At 35.7% G+C, this 18,139-nt stretch carries 14 protein-coding genes; 9 read left to right on the plus strand and 5 right to left on the minus strand.

All coding sequences use genetic code 11. The features are described 5' to 3' along the window. Nucleotides 1-123: 123 nt before the first annotated feature. The 7 genes from CYTFE_RS28450 (at nt 124) to tnpC (ending at nt 10,608) form a co-directional block, all read left to right on the plus strand. The gene (locus CYTFE_RS28450) at nt 124-2,346 is read left to right on the plus strand and encodes a sulfatase-like hydrolase/transferase (protein WP_262505016.1); all 2,223 of its coding nucleotides are present in this window, start codon (nt 124-126) and stop codon (nt 2,344-2,346) included. 312 nt (nt 2,347-2,658) lie between these two features. Then, on the plus strand, nt 2,659-5,403 hold the full coding sequence (locus CYTFE_RS28455; RefSeq protein WP_052343028.1) for a T9SS type A sorting domain-containing protein: 2,745 nt from the start codon (nt 2,659-2,661) through the stop codon (nt 5,401-5,403). Nucleotides 5,404-5,561: 158 nt separating this feature from the next. Further along, the gene (locus tag CYTFE_RS25220; RefSeq protein ID WP_027471032.1) at nt 5,562-6,731 is read left to right on the plus strand and encodes a 4Fe-4S binding protein; all 1,170 of its coding nucleotides are present in this window, start codon (nt 5,562-5,564) and stop codon (nt 6,729-6,731) included. Between the two features lie 4 nt (nt 6,732-6,735). Further along, nucleotides 6,736-7,356, plus strand: coding sequence for a nitroreductase family protein (locus tag CYTFE_RS0105780; RefSeq protein WP_027471033.1), 621 nt, complete (start codon nt 6,736-6,738; stop codon nt 7,354-7,356). Between the two features lie 786 nt (nt 7,357-8,142). Next, nucleotides 8,143-8,493, plus strand: a complete 351-nt coding sequence (gene tnpA / locus CYTFE_RS0105790) for an IS66 family insertion sequence element accessory protein TnpA (protein ID WP_027471034.1) — start codon at nt 8,143-8,145, stop codon at nt 8,491-8,493. Between the two features lie 5 nt (nt 8,494-8,498). Continuing rightward, nucleotides 8,499-8,834 carry an IS66 family insertion sequence element accessory protein TnpB gene (tnpB, locus tag CYTFE_RS0105795; protein WP_027470460.1) on the plus strand — a complete coding sequence of 112 codons (336 nt, stop codon included), beginning with the start codon at nt 8,499-8,501 and terminating at the stop codon, nt 8,832-8,834. A gap of 94 nt (nt 8,835-8,928) precedes the next feature. After that, nucleotides 8,929-10,608 (plus strand): IS66 family transposase, encoded by a 1,680-nt coding sequence (gene tnpC / locus CYTFE_RS0105800; protein WP_044262609.1) that lies wholly within the window; start codon nt 8,929-8,931, stop codon nt 10,606-10,608. A 255-nt stretch (nt 10,609-10,863) separates the two neighbouring features. Here the strand turns inward: tnpC and CYTFE_RS0105805 are convergent, their stop codons facing one another. The 5 genes from CYTFE_RS0105805 to CYTFE_RS0105825 all read right to left on the minus strand — a co-directional run bounded on the left by CYTFE_RS0105805 (nt 10,864) and on the right by CYTFE_RS0105825 (nt 16,352). Next, the gene (locus tag CYTFE_RS0105805) at nt 10,864-11,868 is read right to left on the minus strand and encodes an L-rhamnose/proton symporter RhaT (RefSeq protein ID WP_027471036.1); all 1,005 of its coding nucleotides are present in this window, start codon (nt 11,866-11,868) and stop codon (nt 10,864-10,866) included. A 4-nt stretch (nt 11,869-11,872) separates the two neighbouring features. Continuing rightward, nucleotides 11,873-12,301 (minus strand): hypothetical protein, encoded by a 429-nt coding sequence (locus CYTFE_RS0105810; RefSeq protein ID WP_027471037.1) that lies wholly within the window; start codon nt 12,299-12,301, stop codon nt 11,873-11,875. A 26-nt stretch (nt 12,302-12,327) separates the two neighbouring features. Continuing rightward, nucleotides 12,328-14,481, minus strand: coding sequence for a pyruvate formate lyase family protein (locus CYTFE_RS0105815; protein ID WP_027471038.1), 2,154 nt, complete (start codon nt 14,479-14,481; stop codon nt 12,328-12,330). 2 nt (nt 14,482-14,483) lie between these two features. Then, complete coding sequence (locus CYTFE_RS0105820) at nt 14,484-15,392, minus strand: glycyl-radical enzyme activating protein (RefSeq protein ID WP_027471039.1); 909 nt, start codon at nt 15,390-15,392, stop codon at nt 14,484-14,486. Nucleotides 15,393-15,512: 120 nt separating this feature from the next. Beyond that, complete coding sequence (locus CYTFE_RS0105825; RefSeq protein WP_044214207.1) at nt 15,513-16,352, minus strand: helix-turn-helix domain-containing protein; 840 nt, start codon at nt 16,350-16,352, stop codon at nt 15,513-15,515. Between the two features lie 152 nt (nt 16,353-16,504). On the opposite strand from CYTFE_RS0105825, the gene CYTFE_RS31810 reads away from it, so the two are divergent. Both CYTFE_RS31810 and CYTFE_RS0105830 read left to right on the plus strand, forming a co-directional pair. Beyond that, a complete protein-coding gene (locus CYTFE_RS31810; protein ID WP_407689926.1) occupies nt 16,505-16,618 on the plus strand; it encodes a hypothetical protein in 114 nt (37 codons plus the stop codon). Nucleotides 16,619-16,628: 10 nt separating this feature from the next. Then, on the plus strand, nt 16,629-18,029 hold the full coding sequence (locus CYTFE_RS0105830) for a pectate lyase family protein (protein ID WP_027471041.1): 1,401 nt from the start codon (nt 16,629-16,631) through the stop codon (nt 18,027-18,029). Nucleotides 18,030-18,139: the final 110 nt, after the last annotated feature.

An 18,139-nucleotide genomic window follows, 5' to 3' on the forward strand; every position in this document is an offset into this window, starting at 1 on the left:
TAGAATATTTAGATTCTTGGGTTTTGCGGCACCCAATATACAGCAGAATGAATCCCAACTTAGTTTTGACTTTATAGCGTAGAAGTTGTTGAATGTACTTTGCTTTAACTATGATACTATAATATTTGCTTTAGGTATAGAGCTACAGATGGGAGCAAGGAGCAATACATAATAAAAAATGGTCAAGAGATACCTATAGGCTTTGCCAAAGCAGAGGAATGGTCAATCTTTCGTCAAGCCTTTTACTTGAATAAGGGTAAGAATACTATAGGGATTAAGCCTAGTTGGGGGCATATGGATATTGATTATGTAAAAGTACTGCCATATAATGCTAATCCACGAATTAGTCCTTCATCTCAAACTGTTTATGCTTCTGAACAACGATCTTTATTGTATAAGATTGATAATTATAATCAATCGGTACTTGATGTTCAGATTGATGGTCATAGTGTTAATAATCAAATTACAATGAAAAAAACAATATTAAACATTATCAGTTTTCTTTTGCTTTCTCTACTATTATCATGCTCTAATAAGCAAGAAGAGCTAAAACCCAATATATTGATCATTCAAGCCGATGATTTAGGTTTTGATGACGTACATTTACATGGGAATAATGTGATTGAGACTCCATCTCTGGACAAGCTTGGAGAGCAATCGATACAATTTAAACAGTTTTACCTTTCTTCGGTATGTGCACCAACCCGTGCAGCCTTATTGACTGGACGAAATTTTTTGCGCACCGGGGTATCTGGGGTTCATGCCGGTAGGGATTATGTCAATTTAGATGAAACGATAATTGCTGAGGTATTTAAAGACGCAGGCTATACTACTGGTATGTGGGGCAAGTGGCATAGTGGTAAAACAGATGGCTATTTCCCGTGGGATAGAGGATTTGATGAAGCCTATTATGCGTGCCTTTATAATTACTTTGACAATACAGGCTTATTGAATGGTGAAGAGTTGAAAACCAAAGGTTTCACAACGGATGCCATTACAGATATGACTATCTCCTTTATTAAGAAGAATAAAGATCAGCCATTTTTTGCCTATATGTCGCATTTGGCGCCACATAATCCTTGGCGTGCGCCAGAATTATATATCAAAAAGTATCGGGATAAAGGTTTATCGGAACCTATGGCGACGCTTTATGGTATGATTGATAACCTGGATTATAATATTGGACGTTTATTGAAAACGGTTGAAGATGAAGGATTATCAGAAAATACCATCGTAGTGTTTTTAAGTGATAATGGTCCGTGGATTAGAAGTTACCGTTTTGGATTAACAGAGGAAGAGTGGCAGCAGCGTAATGTAAATGGATTACGGGGAATGAAAGGTACCAATTGGGAAAACGGTATACATTCACCTTTGTTCGTACGATGGACTAATAAGTTTACTCCCAAAATTATAAATGAAGCAGTAAAAGTAGAGGATTTGTATCCCACTTTATGTGCTTTGGCTGGGGTTTCTATTCCAGATAGTATTCAGCTAAGTGGGCAGCAATTGCTTGATAAAAATGGAAGCTTTATTGCGCAGGAAGCACCTATTTTTGTGGCTGATCATAATCCTGTAGGGGATGAAAATTATTATTCTAAAAAAGATAAATATGGTCAAGCTATTCCTCTTTCAAAAGAATACATCCAAAGCTTTGACTTTGGAAAGCAGAACGTGGCTATACGAAAAGGTGCATATAAATATGTACAGTACGGTGGGGATGGTAAGCTGTTTAATATACTCAAAAATCCTACAGAAAGTGATTCTGCATTGTCTGAAAATACCTATCATTTTAAAAGTCTTCAAAATCAGCTAAAGTTGGGGTTTGAGGAAGTGAAGACTCAGGAAAATTCGTTCTCAATGCCTGTCTTTCAAATTGGCTATAAACAAAATATGATGTCATATATCTATGCCTGTGCACCGCAGCTAATTTCTGACGGATTGATTAACAAAGAACATTTTTTGGCTAATTGGGGTGTAGAAGGTGATTCTGCTATTTATAATATTAATGTAGATACGGAAGGTGAATACGATGCCTTTTTAGTTCATAAAATAAAAAATTATAAGAATATGTGTTTTGAAGTAGGTACTTGTAAGTCTAGCGCTAAGTCTTGGTTAGTTGATAGTGGCAGTAGGGATTTTGGAACCTTAATTGAAGGAGAAAGTGCATATTGGGAAAATTTTGATTTAAAAGAGACTTTTAAAAAGGATATTGTTAAATCAAAGTTAGGCACTATTCAGCTTGCCCAAAGTGATACGCAATTGAAAATTAAACTTGTTGAAAGAAATGGGAATAACGTACATAATTGGGAAAATCAGACTATTGCAATGATTTTACAGAAAAAGTAATTGAGTTAAATGTTTTATTTTCAGTCTTTAAACATAGGTTATATTAATATCTACGTGTTTTTCGAACTTTATCTATTGCTTGCATGCTTCTGCTTTTGAGATGAGCGTTTTGAATTATTTATTTAAGTGATTCAAAAGTATTACAAATTGATATAAAAACATTTTTGTAAATCTATGATCGTATTTAAATTGCGTATAATTTATTTGTTATGTAAGAACGATGATTATCAAATGTTATATTACGACAAATTGAAATAAAGAGGTTGGTATCAAGGTAAGTTTATTTATATAATCTTAAAAGTAGAAACTAATATGAAAACAATCAGCAAATTGAAAGAGTTGGTAATAATATTGTTACTTCTTTCAGCAACAACACTAAGTGCTTCAGTGAAAAAATGGGGGGATGGGGTTAATCTGCAACCGTCATACTATAATTCTGGTAATGTTGATATGGCTTGGGAGTTAATGAAGCAATATCCTAAAATTAAGACAGTACGTATTGAAATAGAGCCAGATGAAGGTGTTTCTATAGAGACTGCTGGCAGATGGATTGAGGAGGCTAATGCACATGGGTTTAATGTGATTGCAACTTATCATGATTGGCAAAATAATGGAAGTGATGATGAGAGTGAATTACTAAAAGCGGCTAATTGGTGGAAGACGAATTATGATAGTCTGGCCAAAAGGGGGAATTTTACCATTAATTTAATGAATGAGTGGGGAAGTCATCAGCAGACTCCAGCTTCGTACTCAAAAGCTTATAATAACGCCATTGATGTAGTTAGAGAGAAATATGCTGGTCCGCTTATCATTGACTTGGCTGGTTGGGCACAAGAAACTACTTTAGCGAGAGAAGTGTCAGATTCTCTTAGAGATAATAATATAATTTACTCAGCCCACATTTATCCTGGAGCTTATGTAGGGTATAGTTCTAAAGGTGGCCATACTATGACTATTTCTGATTTAGATACTCTCGAAGCTGCCGGACGACCGGTTATTATTGGTGAATTTGGTTCAATTGCCAATGGAAGTGCTGACTGGAGTGCTTTGGTGGATCATGCCAAAAGCAAAGGGTGGACTGTTATAGGATGGGCATGGAATGGCGATGGGGAAGGAATGAATATGACATCGCCCATGTGGCCGAATACACCTACGCAGACAACTAGTTATTTTGATATTGTTTATGATAAGTTAACGGAGTCAAATTTAGATACTTTTACCATTGAATGGGGGGATGGGGTTAATCTGCAACCGTCATACTATAATTCTGGTAATGTTGATATGGCTTGGGAGTTAATGAAGCAATATCCTAAAATTAAGACAGTACGTATTGAAATAGAGCCAGATGAAGGAGTTTCGATAGAGACTGCTGGCAAATGGATTGAGGAGGCTAATGCACATGGGTTTAATGTGATTGCAACTTATCATGATTGGCAAAATAATGGAAGTGATGATGAGAGTGAATTACTAAAAGCTGCTAATTGGTGGAAGACGAATTATGATAGTCTGGCTAAAAGGGGGAATTTTACCATTAATTTAATGAACGAGTGGGGCAGTCATCAGCAGACTCCAGCTTCGTACTCAAAAGCTTATAATAACGCCATTGATGTAGTTAGAGAGAAATATGCTGGTCCGCTTATCATTGACTTGGCTGGTTGGGCACAAGAAACTACTTTAGCGAGAGAAGTGTCAGATTCTCTTAGAGATAATAATATAATTTACTCAGCGCACATTTATCCTGGAGCTTATGTAGGGTATAGTTCTAAAGGTGGCCATACCATGACTATTTCTGATTTAGATACTCTCGAAGCTGCCGGACGACCGGTTATTATTGGTGAATTTGGTTCAATTGCCAATGGAAGTGCTGACTGGAGTGCTTTGGTGGATCATGCCAAAAGCAAAGGGTGGACTGTTATAGGATGGGCATGGAATGGCGATGGGGAAGGAATGAATATGACATCGCCCATGTGGCCGAATACACCTATCCAAACTACCAGTTATTTTGATACTATTTATAATAAGCTTTCGAATGCTGACTTAATTGAAGAAAATGTTTTTCCTATAGCTGAGGCTGGCTTAGATCAGACTATTATGTGTAGCGATAGCATTGAAGATGTTATAATTACTTTAGACGGTTCAGAAAGTAATGATTCGGATGGTTTTATTCGTTCATATGTCTGGTCCGAAAATGAAAAGATCTTAGCGACAGGTGTTAATTCTACTGTTGAGCTAAAAGTAGGGGTACATGAAATAGTGCTTTTAGTTACAGATAATGAAGGTGGTACAGCCAGCGATACAATGATAGTTAATATAAAGTTAGCTGATGATTTGACAACTTATTATTACTTAGAAAATAAAGGAAGTAGAAATATGAGACTTAAGGTTCAAAATTCTGTAAATGGCTCTGCCTTGCTAATGTGTCCTGAATCAACGGAAGGATGGGAGGCACAATGGGAAAAAGTAACAAGTGGAAATTATTTCTATTTTAAAAACCGCTGGACGGGTATGTCATTTCAACCGGAATCGGCAGAGGATGGTTCAATTATAATTCAACAAGATAAAATTACAGAAGAGGAATGGGCACAATGGAGTGAAGATATATCTAATGAAGGTTACTTTTATCTTAGGAATAGAAAAACGAATAAGTATATAAGACCTATTAATGGTGAAAATAATTCACCCATAGAATTACGTCCGTCTAGTTATAAAGGTGATTATACAAAATGGCGTTTTGTTGCAGTAGAAAGCTCTCTTAAGAATGGAATTAAAGATGAAAATATAGAAGAAAATATAAAAGATTTATTTGTTATTTATCCTAATCCAGCCATGGACAACTTGAATGTTAAGTTTTCATTAAAGCAAGAGGATCAGGTAACTATCGAAATTTATAATACTTCTGGACAGAAGTTCATTGTGAAACAATTGGGATGGCTAGATAGAGGAGGATGTAATATCAATTTAAAAGTTGGAAACGCTGTAAATATGTGTCCAGGGATATATTGTGTGATGATTAAAACATCCAAAACAAGAGTTTCAAGATATGTAGTGATAAAATAGATTTACATTATTTTATAATGATTTTTACATGGAGGCTGTTATTGGTAACAGCCTCTATCTGGGAACATACTGCATATATTTATATAAACAAGTAGTAAGTAGGTGCTTGAAATTGTAAGAATTGGTTGAGTTGAATAAAAATTGTTTAAAATTATTAGATGCAAAGTAAATTTATTGAGAGTGCAAGTAATACATTGTTATTGTTACTTTTTTTTATGGCGGCTGTATCGTATAATGGAAAGTTGTTTGGGTACAAGTCACAAGATTTATTATCAGGAAAGAAAGAGTTTGTTGAAATACTTCCTCCAACCCATACTCAATTAGAGCATTTGGGTTTAGAAAATATGCAATTAGAAGAAGATTCTAAAGGTATTTGGAGGATAAAAAATTCTTCTGAAAACGAAAGAGTGGTCAATACGCTGGCATTTAGTAAAGGCATTTATGGTTTTGGTGGTCCGATACCCATGTATTTATATCTGGATAAAAGCAACACAATAAAACAAATAGTACTTGGCGAAAATAGTGAAACTCCGGATTTTTTGGCATCTGTACTTCAAGATGGAATAGTGTCTCAATGGTTAGGTAAGAATACTGAAAAAATGTCGAATATTATGCCGGATGCTTTATCTGGAGCAACCATGACGTCAAATGCTATTAATTTTTCAATTCAAAAAACACTGGATGTTGTTGATAACAAAAGTAGCAGTCGATATTGGTGGACAGTGTTGGATATTAAAACAATAATAGCGCTTTTGGTTATCTTTTTGGGATTAATTATTTCATCAATTAAATCAAAGAAAAAGAAACATTTAAGAACCGCTATGTTAGTCTTAAATACAGGTGTTCTGGGTATTTGGTGTGGTAAATTTATCTCCTTGAATATATTGTTAGGATGGGTTGCAAATGGTATGAACCTTCTAACAAGCGGAGTTGTTTTCTTGATGCTTTTGCTTTCTGTGTTGATGCCCCTGTTTTTTAAAAATAAGAAATCATATTATTGTAATTGGATTTGTCCTTTTGGTTCAGCTCAAGAGTTGGCAGGACGATTAAGTAAAAAGAAAATAAAAATCGGTGCCAAATTTATGCAAATATTAAAACACACGCGTGAAGTTATTACATTGTGTGTTTTTGTTGGAATGTGGTTAGGGATGGCTTCTGATATTGCCAATTACGAACCTTTTTCAGCTTTCATATTTCAACATGCATCGGTAGCTGTATTGCTGATTGCAGGACTTGGAATGTTAACTGCGGTATTTATATCGCGGCCATGGTGCCGTTTTGTATGTCCTACAGGGCAAGTGTTAAGTTGGATGAATAAAATGAATTAAAATTATGAATATACTGAAGATTACAAATATTGTTCTGGCATTATGTGTCTTATTGTTAATAATAAAAATTAATTTTTCAGAAGAAAAAAACATGAAGGATCTTGGTAGTAACACCTTAGAAATTATTCATAAACGAAAAAGTGTGCGTAATTATACGGATAAAGAAGTAAGCAAAACGCAACTAGAAACTCTTGTTAAAGCTGGAATGGCTGCCCCTACTGCCGTAAATAAACAGCCTTGGGCTTTTATTGTAGTTAATGATAGAGCTGCTTTGGATGAACTGGGCGATCATTTGCCATATGCTAAGATGGCGAAAAAAGCCAGTGCTGCTATTGTGGTTTGTGGTGATTTAACAAAGGCTTTGGAAGGATGGGAGCAGGAATTTTGGATTCAGGATTGTTCAGCTGCTAGTCAAAATATCCTATTAGCAGCTGAGGCCTTGGGATTAGGTGCGGTTTGGACAGCTGCCTATCCGGCAAAGGATCGAATGGCCACTGTACGTAGGGTACTAGGGCTTCCTAAGCATATTATACCCTTAAATGTTATTCCGATAGGATACCCAAAGGGCATAGAAAAACCTAAGGATAAATGGAGACCTGAAAATTTGCATTGGGGTAAATGGTAAAAAAAGATTTAAAAAATGAAATGATTCATTGGGCAGATTCATTCGCAATAGGGTACGAAGGGAATGTTTATTTTACAACATCTCAAATACACCTACCCGAGGATAGAAGGGGGAAGTATCAAATTATTAAGTTGATTAGATAATACCTTCGTGTTTTATAATAGTCGTTAAAAATGAATAAGCTATATATATTGCTGTATTATAGATACTGGCCAGTTGTATAAGGATACGGATATCAATTCGTATTCTTTTTTAATAGCAATTATACGGATGGTTATATTGGGTATGTCAAAGGGCAGGATAGTGGACAAGTAAGAGGAGTGTTGCTGGTATGTTAAAGCTTAACAGCACAACAAAAATTACCACATGCACATTTTGTTTGGTATACTATGGTAGTTAATCAATTGGAGGTTATAGATTTAGGGAAAGATATAGGAACTAATTCTTATATTATGTAAGTTATGTTTAAAGAATATTACTATTATTAAGTCCGTATTTAGTAAATACACAGACCGAAATATTTTTTTTCATGCTTCATAGACAAGGCTTTCGATATTTTTGAAACCAAGGAGTTTGCAGATTGTAAATGACTGTTTCAAAAATGAGAATAGCGCAGTATTTGGAGTTTTCTTGCAAAGACTATATAGACGATAACAAGTTGATGCGTGTTCCTTGTGTTATTTTGTGCCCTGATAAAAGGTTTCATATGATTCGGATAAAGAGTAAGTCTTCGGTCTTTCACATATTGCGACCTTCATACTAGCGCTGTTTCTTTGATGGCAAAAAATGAGAATGACATTAACAACATTTAAGCGTTTGTATAAGGATTACCAGGAATCAGATTTGAACATAAAAGATTTCTGTACCAACCAAGATTTGGCTCCTTCCACTTTTTATTACTGGCGAAACAAATTGGAAGAGGCACTAGCACATGAGCCAGATAGCTTTGTTCCACTAGAATTTGACAGTAATCCGTTAGCGACGAACAACCAATCGAGTCCATCTATCATCAAGAGTAAGCCTACTTTAAATAATGATGCTCCCATTGAATTCCTATTTCCCAATGGCACCAAGATGCTACTAAGAGATAATATAAACACGCAAGTATTAAAAACAATTGTTCACTTATTTGATTAAGTCTGATGTTTCATTTACACGATAAACTTAAATACTTTCTATATCCGGCACCAGTGGATATGCGTAAAAGCTTTTACACACTCAGCGGCATTGTAAGCTCCTTGATGAAGCGTAATGTTCAGGACGGTGAAGTTTTTATATTTGTCAACCGTAGGCTGACCACCATGAAAATACTTCATCTAGAACACGGCGGGTTGGTAATTTACCATAAGAAGCTCGATAGTGGTGTTTTCAAACTTCCTGCATTTGATGAAAGCCTCACATCTCACATTATAAGTTGGCACGATTTAATGTTGATTGTAAAGAATGTGAAGCCTAAAAAAAGGCTCTTAAAGAGGTGACAAAAAGAAGCAATTTTTTAGGATTTTTAGATTGATAAAATTGGCTATAAGCCTTGATTTTACTATCTTTAAGCTCGTAATCAAGCAGTGATAAATGAGCGATTTTTCAAGCAATAAAGATGTGTTAATACAGGAGCTTCTCCAGGAACGTGACGAGATGTTTCAGGAGCTTTCCCGCTTGCGAAAAAATGACAATAGGGTTCTGGACACTTTGGAAGCTAAAAACAAAAAATTAGAGGCTATAGTCGCTAAAAAAGAGCAGCAAATTAAAAAGCTGATCGACCAGCTTGCTTGGTTTCGCCATAAGTTTTTTGGCAATTCTAGTGAAAAGCATATTGCCGAAGATCCCGATCAACGAAAGACCGATTGGGACGGACTGGAGGTCGTTGCAGAAGAGAAAGCTATCATTGAAAACGCAGAAAAAGAGCTTATCGAATATGAGCGCCGCAAGCCTGTAAAAAACAAGCAGAGGCCAGTTCGTCAACCACTTCCTGACCACCTTAGACGAGAGGTAGAAGTTATTGAACCGGAAGGTAAACAAGATAACTGGGTGCGTATTGGCGAAGAAGTAACAGAAATACTCGAACACAAGCCCGGAGAGGTATATGTACGTCGTATAGAACGTCCTAAATATGCAGTAAAGCAAGAATCAGTATCACCGGATATTGCTACAGATCAAAACACCGAAGAAGCATCAGCTATCCGTATTGGTTCAATGCCATTATTGCCTTTGCCACGCAGCAATGCAGGGCCTTCTTTATTGAGCGAGCTGATGATGAATAAATATTATTTCCACCAGCCTTTTAATCGCCAAATGGCCATGTTCAAAATGATTGGTATAAAATTACCTGCATCCACCATTAATGGTTGGTTTCAAGGAAGCTGTGATTTACTAAGAGCTCTTTATGCACGTTTAAAAGAAATCGTTCTAAAATCTGATTATATTCAGGTTGACGAAAGTACCATTCCTGTTATTAGCAACGAAAAGCACAAAGCACAAAAGGCTTATCTGTGGATGGTTCGATCAGTAATGAATAACTTGGTTTTCTTTCACTACGACAAAGGCTCCCGAGCACAAAAAGTGATACTTCCTTTATTAAAGGATTTTCAGGGAGCTCTTCAAACCGATGGATATCAGGCATATTCAATCTATGAGCAAAAGAAAGGTGTTTTGCTTCTGGGTTGTTGGGCTCATGCGCGCAGGAAATTCTCCGAAAGTCTAAAAGAAGACAAAACGGGGGCTGAATACGCATTGACACAAATTGCTAAAATCTATCAAGTTGAGCAAATGGCCACCGATCAGAACATGAATTACAAGCAAAGAGCTGAACTACGAAAGCGCTTGGCTTATCCAATCATGCGTGCTTTTGAAAAATGGATCGAAGGCTATTACCCCAAAGCGCTACAAGGAGGAAAGATGAGTAAGGCGCTGGCTTATACATACAATCTTTTCTTACGTCTGTCTCGCTATCATCTTGATGGCCGATATCTGCCTGACAACAACGGAGCTGAAAATGCAATTAGGCCGGTAGCTGTTGGAAGAAAAGGCTATCTGTTTTGTGGCAACCATGATGCCGCAGAAAATGCAGCAATTATGTACTCACTACTGGGATGCTGCAAAGCCAGTGATGTAAATCCTCGCGAATGGCTTACAGATGTATTTTCTAAGATTGCGTTATACAACAGCAATTATGATTTAGACTTGGCTGATCTTTTGCCGCACAATTGGAAAAAGTCTAATAGTTGTCAGAATATTCCAAAAAACACCCACTAATTTCGATTAATTCCAAAAGATTCCAGTAAAACTTAGAGATTTCCAACGCTCCAATCGACATCCGGATTGGAGCATTTTTTTACTTTGCAATATGTAGCAGACCGCATATTTACGATAAAGAGTGGAAAAAGTAACCCATTTAATTTAATAAAAAGTGCATCGCCCAATGAACTGAATGGGCGGTGCTGCAAAAACTTTATATCAATAGCTGTTTTTATAATTTTAAAGATATATCTAATTATATTATCATTGGTGTTACAGAGCAATTATAACCAAGCCTATTATTAATAGACTAACCCCTCCGTACATGAGCATCATTGTATTTTTTTGTGTTCCTTTCCATTCTCCGGTAATAATTCCAGCCATATTTCCAACCAAGATTGATAATGTTTGCATGGTTGCCCAACCTACTGAGGCTCCCATTTTACCTAAACTATTACTTCCCATGCCATAGAACATTATACTGAAATACCAGATAACACCTGCCAAAGCAGCAAGGGGTAAAAACTTTTTAAAATTGGTATCATAAAGTCTTAAGGAATTATTTTTCCGAAACAGAAATATACAATAAAAAGCATTCGCTATAAAACCACCTGTTAAGGCAATACTCCAAACTGGATTTGCCGAATTAAGAACGGATGCCCCAAACTCAACTGCTTTTGCCTGTATTGGTTCTCCATATACAAATGCAAAATTTATCATCGGTCCAAATATGCCAGCTAACAAACAAACTATTATACCTGTCACAAAGTTTTTTTTGCTTTTTCCTTCAAGATTACTACCCTCTACATTGTTCTTTTTGCTCCCTGCAACAGATACAATTACGATACCTATTAAAATAATAACAACTCCTGTAATTATCTTAAGTCCATCAGGAGTAAATAATTCATCGGGATCGCGGAGAACTATAGGCATAATTGTTCCAACTGAGTTTATCAGTCCCAACATAATTGGAAAGCTCAATGAAACACCTAAAAGGTCTATTCCTTTCCCAAACATGATTGCTCCAATACCCCATATGATTCCAAATATTGATATTAATAGAAGATTTTCCGGTTCTGCTTTATAAACTCCAATTAAATCAGGAACACTTACAATAGCCATTACCCAGGGAGCTATTAATAAAGCAACAATACTCCAAATTAACCAGTTGTTTTCCCATGTCCATTTATTATTAAATTTAAATGGGATGGCAAAAGTTCCTGCGCAAATGCCTGCAAGAATTACGAGTGGTAAACCTGCTGATAAATTAGCTTCCATGTGATTACTGATTTAAAATTTGATTAACTTGGCTTCTTAAGTCTGCCTTCTGATCTTCGGATAAATAGTAAAACCCATAATCTCCATCCGGAAGAGGCAGATGAGTATAGTCATTTTCAACAATTATTACCTTTGAACCTTTTTGCATGGCTATTTTATGCCACACATTTCTTGGGATATTATAGGTTATACCCTGTTTCATAACCTGTAAGTCATATTCAATACAATTATTAGAAACAGAAGCTGCAATTAACACAGCTTCTCCTTCAATCAATATGAACACTTCATCAGTTTTGTAATGAACATCCAAACAAGAGATCGCTTCCAATTCTTCCTCAGCAGCATGATTTAATTGCGCAACCTGCCAGCCTGGTCTTATTAAAAAAGGATTATAACCATCCCCCTTATGTTGATATGATTCTATTAATGTCATGTTTGTTTATTTTGTTTTTATTTACATTAATCGTTCAAGATACGATCAACAACCAATTGTCTAAATTCTTTTGAAAGCATTGAGAAATAAGCTGTGAAACCAGTAATTCTTACAACCAAATCAGGATATTTTGAGGGATCTTGGTGTGCCTCCAGCACTTTCTTTTGATCCATTATATTTACATTAATTAAAGTGCCACCTTGTTTAAAATGGACTTTAATTATTGAACCAATAATATCCATATTATCTTCTTTGGCTAATCCCGGATCAAGTTCCCATTGCATAGGTGCAGTGTTACCATAACCTGGCTGTATGCTTGCTATAGCTGAAGCCATTGCTATAGATGCTCCATCTGCAATAAAACCAGGATTTGGGTTAGCTCCATGCGATATTGGCAAACCACTTTTTCTGCCGTTAGGAGTCGCCTTAACTGTTTTCCCAAAACCTACGGTATTTGCCCAGGAAAATAGTCCGGGAATAAATATGTGCCCATTCACTTTATCTCTTTGTTTAACTACTAATTGTGAGAATTTATCAGATATTTTTTTTGCCCACATATCACCTCTACTTCCTCCATGACCGTAACGGTCACTATTCTTCATCAATAATCTAATTCGTTCACCTTCTGTTCCTTCATAATCATGCTGTAAATAATAGTTGATTTCGTTCCATCCTATTTTTTTCTCATCCTCAATTCGCTGTTGGATCGCTGCAAAAGAATCTGCAACAACAGCTAAACCTGCTCCATCAATAGCTAGATTATAATACATAGCTCCTCCATCACTTATGTCACATCCTTTTTCTAAAGGACCATATGATAATAGATTGAGCAGTAATTCTGGTTCATTATATTTTTGGTATTTCAGATGATGCCGAATGCCGTCTGCACTTGTTTGAACTGCAATGGAAAGGTGATGAGAAAAGGCTTTCCATAATTTTTCAGTCGTTGGATTATCTGTACTTATTATTTCATTAAAAGCAAGTTCAAAAACCTTAGCCATATTTATTTTAACCAAGTCATTCAGGGTATATTCCTTACCGGGTATTGACATCCAGTTGCATCCCAAAGCTATGCGTTCACGAGCCAACTCTTCGGAGTATCCATGCTTCATAAATCCCTTTATCAACCCTTTATCTCCTGAGAAACGTGGCCAGGCATTTTTGTTTTTTAACAAATACTTTAAGCCAGTCTTAAACAGCCTCTCATTCATATTATCATGTACCCGAATGGTAATATTTAATGGTGTATTGATTTTATCACCAGCCTCAAGAATTAGAAAAGAAATATCCGATGCTACATCTCCTCCTTTGCCATCAGGACCACCTAATTGCCAGTATATAGGATCGTTAATCAAAAAGCATGCAAGGTAGTATACAGTTAAATCTTTATCTATTCTACCTTCCTTAAGATCCTTCTCATAGAATGGTCTTAATAATTCATCTATTTGCCCACCCGCACCGTCGCGATTGTATGTGCGTGAGGCTAAATGAAACCAAATTATCCACTGACAAGCTTCCCGTAGTGTTTGTGGAGCCTTTGAAACGATATTCCGATTCACCTCCGCCATTTCGATTAAATTGGTTTTTAGTTCCTCATTATCTTCCTTGTCAATCATGGACTCTATCTCTTCAATATGTCTTTTAATCCAATTTTGTACACTTTTTACAGCTCGTCGGTGTATCTCGTAGAATTGCTGTTGCTCTTTATGCGTATTTATTTTCTTGTATTTCTCAATCTTAGATAAGATTCCTCCCCATCCCAATTCAATTCCCAGCTTATAATCAGGAGCGAAGTGAGCATCATCGCCTATGCCTGATATAATATCATATTTCTTTTGATTTTCGATTAGATGATCATATGGATAATCTGGATTCCACTTGTTGGGTCGCATTTTTGACATAAAATACATCCAACGACCAGCAAATGCATCATTGGCATCTACGTAAACAGGATGATTGTCTATTAAATCACAAAAATTATCAGTCCATCCTTGATATCCATAAAATGAACCATCCGGATGATTTGAGATTATTTTCCAACCATCTTTTGGAGGTACAATTCTTCCGTAATCATCTTCGTCTAACAGTCCCTCAATTGCTATCTTCTCTTTAGTTTGCAATAATTTGCGCCCTCTTAAAGCATCTGTTCTGGTTTTATATCTAAAACTGTTTTCTTTCATAATTATACATTAACTATTCTGTTTTTAACTAATTCAAGCTCTTTAAAATTGCTTTTGGGTATTTCTTTTACGCCTTCCATTGGGTTATTAATCCCCAAGTTTTTATATTTTGTTGCTCCTAAAGGATGATAAGGAAGTAAGGTGTAGGATTTTGCATTATTTAGGGAGGATACAAACTGAGCCATCTTTTCAATCATTTCATGTGAGTCATTTACCCCAGGAATGACAGGAGTTCTTAATTCATAGGGTATTCCTGTTTGATCTAAATGAATAATATTTTCTATAATCCTTGAATTCTTGAGTCCGGTCCATATCTTATGAATATCGGAATAAAATAATTTAAAATCTGCCATTACATAATCGAGATTAGGAAGGAGTTCTTTATATAAATCCCATCTATAACTGAGGTTTGTTTCCATAGCAGTGTGGATACCTTTTTGTTTTAAATGAACCAATATTTCTTTTACAAAATCAAATTGGAACAGTGGTTCTCCTCCAGATAGCGTAATTCCTCCTCCTGACTCCTCAAAATATGGAATGTCAATTGCTATTTCCTTATATAATTCTTCAGAGGAAACCGTTCTACCAATTTGATGTAGAGCTTCTGAATAACACACTTCTATGCAAGCAAAACAATTGTTACATTTTGATTTATCAAAAGCAATTTTGTTGTTAACAACCTTTAATGCTCCTGTTTTACACTCACTGATGCATGCCTGACAGTTAGTGCACTTATCCGATACCCACTCTAGCTCACACTTCGAACTAAACGTTTCTGGATTATGGCACCACTTACATCGCATATTGCAACCCTTTAAAAAAATTGTTGATCGAATTCCAGGACCATCATGAATTGACATCCTCTGTATATGAGTAATTATTCCCATCTCAATACTTTGATTTTGATACATTACAAATGTATAATAGACTGATGAGAGAATAAAATAAGACAATACTTCCTGAAGTGCTATTGATTGCCCTAAAACGACATGCAGTTAACGGATATTAAGAAATATTAGGAAATGAATAGGCTAAAATACTTTGTAGTTTTTTTCTCTGTATTCTAATGGTGTTATGCCAAATTTCGATTTAAATAACCTGTGAAAATAGCTAACTGAAGAAAATCCACATTCTGAAGAAATGATTTTAATGGGAGTATTTGTATATACTAGTTGGCGGGATGCAAATTCTAGTCGGATATTATTTATGGTTTCTGTAACAGTTTGATTTAAACACGATTTTATAACACGATTGACATGATCAGAAGATTTTCCAGTTAAAGAAACAAAGCCTGCAACTCCGGAATTAAAGTGAACAGGTGTATTAAATACTTTTAAAGCATATGAAAGCCATTGGGGTATATTATTTACATTACCTTTAATTAGCAACATTTCAAATATATGCAACATTATATGGTCAAACTGAAGGTATTTTCTTTCACTAACCATAAACTTATCTACTACAATTGTTAGGTCATTTAATTGATTTTTTTCTAATGTACAATAAAAAGGCAATTCTGATTTCGCCCAGAAAAAGGATGAACTATCACTGAAATAACGCTCCTTGAAACGGATAAGCTCCTGATTTTGAAAAGCAATATTTGTGATCACAAGACCTTTTTCTCTTGGATGCATTCTAAAAGTATGCTCATCTTCAGGTCTAATCATCCAGAATGAACCCGGCTGTATCTCAATCTCCCTTCCGTTAATCAAATGAAATCCATGACCTTCCTTTACCCAAAATATCTCATGATAATCATGATAGTGTTTTCTTAAATCATGTGCAGATGTGATGGTTGTCCGAGCTAAATGAAATACCTCTGTTGAACTAATAAAATTATCTAAACACAATTGAATGCACGTATTATTCATAACTATGGACTGCTTTAATCAAAAAATACTTGTTCACAAATTTAATTAAATTGCATTCTTTCAAGGGACAAGAAAAAACTTTATTCACTCAATTGCTAAATTGTAACTAGAGTGATTTATGTTTATAGTATTTACAAAATGCTTCTTTTCGGGTGCCTGAAATAATCAATCAAAAAGCATCTATTCACATTTTTTGTGAGGTGAAGGATGATGGTCTGCCACAATTGACTAGGTATAAGCGTGTAATTATTAATGTAGAACCGTAGAAATGAGACAATGAAAAAAATAGCAGTTATTATATTACTCATCATTAATATTAGTGGTTTTGCTCAACAGTTAGCTTTTCCAACAGCTGAAGGGTATGGGAAATATGCAAAAGGAGGAAGAGGTGGTGTTGTTTATGAAGTGACTAATCTAAACGATAGTGGAGAAGGTAGTTTGAGGGCAGCAGTAGAAGCCTCTGAACCAAGAACTGTTGTCTTTAGAATATCTGGTAATATTGATCTAAAAAAACCTATTGAAATTACAAAACCATATATTACCATCGCTGGACAAACGGCTCCGGGTGAGGGGGTCTGTTTAAAAAACTACCCTTTGAATATTCGTGCGGATCATGTTATTATAAGATATATTAGGGTAAGGATAGGGGATGTGTCTAAAAACGACTATGATGCTGTTGGAAGTCGTTTTACAAAACATATTATATTGGATCATGTTTCAGCTAGTTGGAGTGTGGATGAATGTATGTCTATTTATCATTGCGATAGTATTACTGTACAGTGGTGTATCATATCTGAGAGTATGAGTCAATCGAATCATATCAAAGGTTCACATGGTTATGGTGGTATTTGGGGTAGTAATTATGGAACGTATCATCACAATCTGTTAGCGCATCATTCAAGTCGAAATCCTAGAATGGCTTCTGGTACAGGGTATACTGATTATCGTAACAATGTTATTTTCAATTGGGGTTACAATAGTTGTTATGGTGGGGAAGCATTTCAAAAAGATAGTGAGGATTTTAATTTTTCTAAAATTAACATGGTGGCTAATTATTATAAGCCGGGACCGGCAACAGAACCAGGAAAGGTTTCTTTCCGAATTGCAAACCCTTCATTTAGAAATGAAACTGATGATTTTGGCAAATGGTATATAGCAGATAATGTTGTGGTGGGCAATGAGGAGGTTAGTAAAGACAACTGGAATGGAGGGGTACAGACAAAAATAGCATTGGATAAAATTAAACTTGAGCGTGCTTGGCCTTCGATGCCTATACGTCAACAAACAGCAGAAGAGTCTTATGAGTTAGTGCTTAAAAGTGTAGGTGCGGTATTGCCCAAACGTGATGCGATAGATTCTCGAATTATTGAAGAAGTAAAAGGAGGATATGCTAGTTATGAGGGTGAAAGTTACAAAAAGTCACATCGTGTCACTGATATTACAGTTCCTTGTGGTATTATTGATACGCAGAATGATGTGGGTGGATGGCCGATGCTAAAAAGTTTGCCTGCTCCCAAAGATTCAGACCATGATGGTATGCCAGATGAATGGGAAGTTAAAAATAATCTAGATAAAACCAATTCCGAGGATAGAAACGTCATTGCTTCTGATGGATATACAATGTTAGAGAGATACTTAAATTCAGAAAATGCATTAAAATGCTCTGTTAAGTATTAAAGTGACTACCAATCAGGTTGTAGGCTAACTTTTTTAACTTACTATAGCTCAAAGAAGGTGGCTATTTGAATAATTGTGTCTTAGTAAAAATGGTCTTTAGTAGCTATTTT

The sequence above is a fragment of the Saccharicrinis fermentans DSM 9555 = JCM 21142 genome (assembly GCF_000517085.1).
Lineage (GTDB): Bacteria > Bacteroidota > Bacteroidia > Bacteroidales > Marinilabiliaceae > Saccharicrinis > Saccharicrinis fermentans.

Coding starts and splice junctions, on each gene's coding strand:
- CYTFE_RS25220 (WP_027471032.1), top strand. CDS start 5,562: ATGCAAAGTAAATTTATTGAGAGTGCAAGTAATACATTGTTATTGTTA.
- CYTFE_RS28455 (WP_052343028.1), top strand. CDS start 2,659: ATGAAAACAATCAGCAAATTGAAAGAGTTGGTAATAATATTGTTACTT.
- tnpB (WP_027470460.1), top strand. CDS start 8,499: ATGTTTCATTTACACGATAAACTTAAATACTTTCTATATCCGGCACCA.
- tnpC (WP_044262609.1), top strand. CDS start 8,929: ATGAGCGATTTTTCAAGCAATAAAGATGTGTTAATACAGGAGCTTCTC.
- CYTFE_RS0105810 (WP_027471037.1), bottom strand. CDS start 12,301: ATGACATTAATAGAATCATATCAACATAAGGGGGATGGTTATAATCCT.
- CYTFE_RS0105825 (WP_044214207.1), bottom strand. CDS start 16,352: ATGAATAATACGTGCATTCAATTGTGTTTAGATAATTTTATTAGTTCA.
- CYTFE_RS0105820 (WP_027471039.1), bottom strand. CDS start 15,392: ATGTATCAAAATCAAAGTATTGAGATGGGAATAATTACTCATATACAG.
- CYTFE_RS0105830 (WP_027471041.1), top strand. CDS start 16,629: ATGAAAAAAATAGCAGTTATTATATTACTCATCATTAATATTAGTGGT.
- CYTFE_RS0105815 (WP_027471038.1), bottom strand. CDS start 14,481: ATGAAAGAAAACAGTTTTAGATATAAAACCAGAACAGATGCTTTAAGA.
- tnpA (WP_027471034.1), top strand. CDS start 8,143: ATGAGAATGACATTAACAACATTTAAGCGTTTGTATAAGGATTACCAG.
- CYTFE_RS0105780 (WP_027471033.1), top strand. CDS start 6,736: ATGAATATACTGAAGATTACAAATATTGTTCTGGCATTATGTGTCTTA.
- CYTFE_RS0105805 (WP_027471036.1), bottom strand. CDS start 11,868: ATGGAAGCTAATTTATCAGCAGGTTTACCACTCGTAATTCTTGCAGGC.